The 6,759-nt window shown below is 42.5% G+C and carries 4 protein-coding genes; all 4 read left to right on the plus strand.

All coding sequences use genetic code 11. The features are described 5' to 3' along the window. The coding region (locus EZL74_RS12920) for a gliding motility-associated C-terminal domain-containing protein (protein WP_131477085.1) at nt 1-675 on the plus strand (675 nt) is incomplete at its 5' end. A 55-nt stretch (nt 676-730) separates the two neighbouring features. Next, entirely contained in the window at nt 731-1,642 is a 912-nt protein-coding gene (locus EZL74_RS12925; protein ID WP_131477086.1) for a PorP/SprF family type IX secretion system membrane protein, read from the plus strand. Between the two features lie 19 nt (nt 1,643-1,661). Beyond that, on the plus strand, nt 1,662-3,620 hold the full coding sequence (locus tag EZL74_RS12930; RefSeq protein WP_131477087.1) for an OmpA family protein: 1,959 nt from the start codon (nt 1,662-1,664) through the stop codon (nt 3,618-3,620). A 326-nt stretch (nt 3,621-3,946) separates the two neighbouring features. Continuing rightward, a partial coding sequence (locus tag EZL74_RS12935; protein WP_131477088.1) for a gliding motility-associated C-terminal domain-containing protein occupies nt 3,947-6,759 on the plus strand: 2,813 nt, incomplete at its 3' end.

Here is a 6,759-nt window from a genome sequence, read left to right on the forward strand (position 1 = left end):
ACCTATACAATAACCAGAACATGGACTGCTTCTGATGCTTGCGGAAACGTAACTGTGGTGACTCAAACAGTCGATGTGACTATCGAGGTTCAAGTGGGAGATGAAATAACTTCACCTGATGAAATCTGTAATGATAAAACCACTCTTTGGGACTTAAACAGTTATTTATCAAACACTATCCCTACCAATGGAACATGGACTAATGTTGATAATGTTGGTGTATTGAATGGTTCCTTATTTAACGCATTTAATGTTGCTGAAGGGAATCACAAGTTTATATATACTTATGACAACGGTAGCCCTTGTCCGCAAAGTATAACTGTAATCATGCCTGTTAAACTATGTGGTATCGTAGCAGGTTGTGACGATGTAAAAGTTCACAATGCCTTCACTCCAAACGGAGATGGTATCAACGAATATTTCAACATCGAGTTTATCGACCAACCGTGTCACCAACCAAACAGTGTGGAAATATACAACCGTTGGGGAGTTTTGGTATACGAAACTAAAAACTACGACAACAACACCCGTAAATTTACAGGGGTTTCCGAAGGAAGATCTACCATTAGTAAATCTGACGAATTACCAACCGGTACCTACTTCTATATCTTACAATATTCTGACGGTAACGGAAATACGATAACCGAATCTAAATATTTATACCTTACTAGATAGATAAATCAAATTCCTGAGGATTTTGCCCAAGTCCTCAGGATTTAAAAAAGAAATTATGAGAACAAAAATTTTAATATTCGCTTTGATGTTAACGTGTTACTCGGCACTTGCCCAGCAAGATGCCCAGTATACCCAATACATGTATAACACCATCAACATCAATCCCGCTTATGCCGGATCCAGAGGAGTTATGAGTATTTTTGGTTTGCATCGTACCCAATGGGTAGGACTACAAGGCGCACCTACTACCAACGCCTTCTCTCTAAATACTCCGATTAACAACAGTAATCTCGGAGTGGGTTTATCTGTTGTAAATGATAAAATAGGACCTACTAATGATAATACCATATCGGCCGATGTATCTTATACCGTGCAGATGTCGGAAACCTTCAAATTAAATTTCGGAATAAAGGCTTCCGGAAATATATTCAACCTGGACAGAGATAAGCTAAATCCTCAGGACCCTGCTGATGACTATTTGCAACAAGTAAATAGTGAATTCTCTCCTAACTTAGGAGCCGGGGTTTACCTGCACTCTGACAAAATGTATTTGGGACTATCAGTGCCTAACTTCCTGCAGGATAAAAAATACAGCGACAACGACTATGCCGTATTCCAGGAAAGAATGAACTTTTATGCCATTGGAGGGTATGTATTTGAAATCTCTCCTTCCATTAAATTCAAACCGGCTTTTCTAACCAAAATAGTAACCGGGTCTCCCTTACAAGTCGATGTATCCGGAAACTTCCTTTTCTTTGACAAACTTATGCTCGGTGGCGCTTACCGTTGGGATGCCGCGGCCAGTGCCCTGGCAGGATTCCAAATCACTGATGGCCTTTTCATCGGTTACAGTTACGATATGGAAACCACTCGTCTGAAACACTACAACTCAGGATCACACGAGGTATTCTTGCGTTTTGAACTCTTCAACAAAGTAAACAAAATGGTATCGCCGCGATTCTTCTAATAACACAACGATTTACATTATGAAAAATAAGTTTATATATTTAGTACTGATAGCTATCACTTGTGTGAACAGTTATGCGCAGACTTCCCCTGCTGCTAATAAAAAAGAAGTTAAAGGAAACAAAGAGTACGACAAGTTAGCTTACGTAGATGCCATCAAAACTTATGAACGCATTTATGAAAAAGGATACAAGTCGCCCGATATGCTCCTGAAAATCGGTAATGCCTATTACTTTAACGCCGAGCTCGAGAAAGCCAACAAGTTCTACAGCGAACTCTACAGCATCAATCCCGAGCAAGAGCCTGAGTTTTATTACCGACATGCCCAAACCCTCAGAGCCGTGAAAGAAAATGACAAAGCCGATGCCATGCTGGCTTTGTTCATGCAAAAAAAAAGTAACGATGCCCGAGCCAAGATACTTTCCAAGCATCGCGATTACATGGCTGAGATTCGTAAAAACTCCGGTCGTTACAAAATCGAAAATGCCGGGATAAACTCCAAATACTCTGATTACGGACCTGCCTTTATGGGAACCAAAGTTATCTTTACCTCGGCTCGTGATACCGGAAACTTCTCCAAAAGAATCCATACCTGGACCGGACAGTATTTTACCAACCTCTACTCGGCCAATATGRGCGAAGACGGCTCTCTGTCGGCTGTGGATAAATTCGGAAAACAAATCAACACCAAGTTTCACGAAGATACTCCGGCCTTTACCAAAGACGGTAAAACCGTATACTTCACCCGGAACAACTACCTTGACGGAAGAGGCTTTGATGCCGGTAAAGTAACTTTGCTTAAAATCTACAAAGCCACTTTAGACCAAGACGGAAAATGGACCAATATTACTGCCTTGCCCTTTAACAGCGATAGTTATCAAACGGCCCACCCTGCCCTGTCTTTTGATGAAAAAACATTATACTTCGCCTCCGATATGCCCGGAACTCGTGGCCTGTCTGATTTGTACCGCGTGAAAATTAACGACGACGGTTCTTTCGGAACTCCGGAAAATCTGGGGGATGCCATCAATACTGAAGGGCGTGAAACCTACCCTTTCCTAAACGAAGACAACGAGCTTTACTTTGCCTCGGACGGACAGCCCGGTCTTGGCGGTTTGGATATTTTCATTACTAAAATCCCGAAAGACGGATCGCTTAACTTCAAGCAGGTGCTCAACGTGGGAGAAGAAGCCAACAGTACTAAAGATGATTTTGCTTTAATTATCAACTCCAAAACTAAAAAAGGATACTTAAGTTCCAATCGCGACGGTGGACAAGGAAACGATGATATCTACAAATTCACCGAAACCCGTCCCATCTGGTGTGAACAAGTGTTGACAGGGGTGGTGACCGATCAGGAYACCAAAGTTATTTTAACCGGAGCAGCACTGGTGCTGATGGACAGCAACTTCAAAAAATTAAAAGAAACCGTGTCCGATGCCCAGGGTAAATACGAATTCACCGAAGTGGAGTGTGGAGAGAAATACTACGTCAGAGCTTCTCTGGAAGGATACAACACCAAAGAATCTCCGGTAATCATCGGGAAAGAATCCGGTAAAACCGAGCTGAATATCGAACTGGAAAAAACCGCCAAACCAATCCCCATTGGAGGTGATTTAGCCGATGTATTCGGTATCAACTTAATCTATTTTGATTTGGATAAATGGAACATCCGTCCCGATGCAGCTATCGATTTAGCTAAAATCTTAGACGTTCTGGAGCAATATCCAACCATGAAAATTGATATTCGTTCCCATACCGACTCCCGAGCCTCTTTTGCTTACAACGAAAAACTATCCGACAGAAGAGCCAAATCAACCAAAGATTGGTTAATCAAAAACGGGATCAAAGCCGACAGATTGACCGCCAAAGGATACGGTGAATCACAACTCGTCAACAAATGTGCTGATGGCGTTCCGTGTACCGAAGCCGAACACCAACTCAACAGAAGAAGTCAGTTTATTATTACTGCGTTATAAGTATTATTTTCTTACTATTTAATAAAAAACCACTCATCATGAGTGGTTTTTTATTTTGCAAAGCATTCGAAAAACAGCAAGCTATTTAACAAAAAAATAAGATAAAAAGAACGAAAAGTCGACAAAAAACAAGAGTTCAATCAAAAATGTCATTTTAACGAGTTTTCGGGCTGTTGATAGAGAAAAATCAATACTGGAGAGCCATTGCCGTAATTTAGCCAAGAATATAGTACAACCCAAAATCACCTTATTATATAAATGCCTGCTGAATTACTTCAAGCCCAAAATTCAAATTTTCAATAAATTATTCTACTAAAATTAATTGTATGGAATCAAAAATTACTATTTCAAAAAAACTGTTTGCGTTTTTGATGTTTAGCTTGCTAAATGTTTCAATAGCATTTGCGCAATCGGTTCCACCCGCAAATACCTCGTGTACATCAAATGACCTTGAGGTAGTAGCGGCAAAATTAACCGGTGGAGATTTATGTAACTCTTGTGCTACGGCGACTCCGTTAACAAGAACACTAACCCTATCTATCAACAATAAAACAGGTTCAACCAGAGGAGCGTTTGCCTTTTGGGGTACTTTGGAGATTTATAGTGGTACAACGGGTGCGTTAATTTCTTCTGTAACGCGTACCGGCTGTGGAGGTCCTGTTGCTCCTAATAGTATAACCTCATTAGACTTCGGAACCATCACTTATAACTGTGGTGATGTCATCAAAATTACAAACCTTTGGGAAGCATGGACTACTCCGAGCGGAACTTGTCCCATAAATGTAAATGATATTTCTCCAAAATGTGGAAAATTACCATCCATAACCGTTAATGGCGGTGTGAATGGAGAATTTGCTCTAACACCATCTCAATGTGGTTCTGCTACCGGAGCTATTGACTTAACTCCAACAGGAGGAACGGCTCCGTTTACCTACACTTGGACTGCTTCCAACGGAGGTGCAATACCTGCCGGTCAATCAACCAATCAAGACCTCACCGGTTTAGTACCTGGTGACTACACCGTGGTAATCAAAGATGCAAACGGATGTACAATAACCAAATCAAGAACCATTACAGCAACTACACCTGCTGTTCCTGTATTTAATTCAACTTCTGATATAACCGTAGCCTGCGGGGCTGCAACTACCAGTTCGTTAAGCTATACCAACAGTGGTTCGGGCTCTTGTCTAATCAGTGGGTCTGTTACTTCTACATTAAGCTCTCAGACACCAGCAGGTGCTTGTGGTGGCACCGTAGTTGAAACATGGACATACACTGATGCCTATGGAAGAACCATTACCAAAACCAGAAACATTACCGTAAGCCCGGCAGCTTTACCTACCATGACAGCTCCTGCCAATACAACTGTAGCGTGTGGAGCACTTCCGGCGCCTTCTACCATTTCTTTCTCTAACGGATTAAACGGTGGTTGTTTAATCAGCGGTACTTCCAATCCGTCTACCTTCTCAGCAACACCTGGTGCTTGCGGAGGAACGGTAACTGAAACTTGGACGGCTACCGATTCTTGCGGAAGAGCTTTGGCTCCGGTGTCAAGAACCATTACTGTAAGTCCGGCTGCTTTGCCTACCATGACAGCTCCGGCTGATACAACTGTAGCGTGTGGAGCACTTCCGGCGCCTTCTACCATTTCTTTCTCTAACGGATTAAATGGTGGTTGTTTAATCAGCGGTACTTCCAATCCGTCTACCTTCTCAGCAACACCTGGTGCTTGCGGTGGAACGGTAACCGAAACTTGGACGGCTACCGATTCTTGTGGCAGAGCTTTGGCTCCGGTGTCAAGAACCATTACTGTAAGTCCGGCTGCTTTGCCTACCATGACAGCTCCGGCTGATATTGTAATGACATGTGGTGCTTTACCTTCACCTAGTACCATTTCTTTCAGTAATGGATTAAGCAGTAATTGTCTGCTTAATGGAACATCAAATCTTTCTACTTTTTCAACTTCCAATAATGGTTTTTGTAACGAAACTATAACAGAAACTTGGACTGCTACCGATGCTTGTGGAAGAGTCTTAACTCCTGTTTCGAGAACCATTACCATCAACGATAATATCAAACCCACATTCACGGCTCCGGCTGATACAACCATCTACACTACTGATTCCTGCACTTATGATGCTTCTGTGCAGTTGACCGGTGATGTAACCGATGAAGCCGATAACTGTTCTACTAATTTAGAAGCAACATTTAATGATATTATAACAAACAACGATTGTCAGGGCACAAAAATTATTACTCGTACTTGGAGTTTAAGCGATTCATGCGGTAATCAAGCTATCCCTCAACATCAAATCATTACAGTATTAGACAACATCAAGCCTACATTCACAGCTCCGGCGGATATCACTATCTACACCACGGATGCTTGTACTTACGATGCTTCGGTTGAGTTTACAGGCGATGTAACTGATGAAGCTGATAACTGTTCTACCGGATTGAATGCTACATTCTCTGATGCGGAGCCTGTGGCAGGTCAATGTGCTGGAGCTTACACTATTGTTCGTACCTGGTCTCTTACCGACTGTGCCGGTAATACCACTACACATACTCAAAACATCACGGTATCGGATAACATCAAGCCTACCTTCACAGCTCCGGCGGATATCATTATCTACACCACGGATGCTTGTACTTACGATGCTTCGGTTGAGTTTACAGGCGATGTAACTGATGAAGCTGATAACTGTTCTACCGGATTGAATGCTACATTCTCTGATGCGGAGCCTGTAGCAGGTCAATGTGCTGGAGCTTACACTATTGTTCGTACCTGGTCTCTTACCGACTGTGCCGGTAATTCCACTACACATACTCAAAACATCACGGTATCGGATAACATCAAGCCTACCTTCACTGCTCCGGCGGATATCACTATCTACACCACGGATGCTTGTACTTACGATGCTTCGGTTGAGTTTACAGGCGATGTAACTGATGAAGCTGATAACTGTTCTACCGGATTGAATGCTACATTCTCTGATGCGGAGCCTGTAGCAGGTCAATGTGCTGGAGCTTACACTATTGTTCGTACCTGGTCTCTTACCGACTGTGCCGGTAATACCACTACACATACTCAAAACATCACGGTATCGGATAACATCAAGCCTACCTTCACTGCTCC

It is taken from the genome of Flavobacterium silvisoli, assembly GCF_004329815.1.
GTDB classification, from domain to species: Bacteria; Bacteroidota; Bacteroidia; order Flavobacteriales; family Flavobacteriaceae; genus Flavobacterium; species Flavobacterium silvisoli.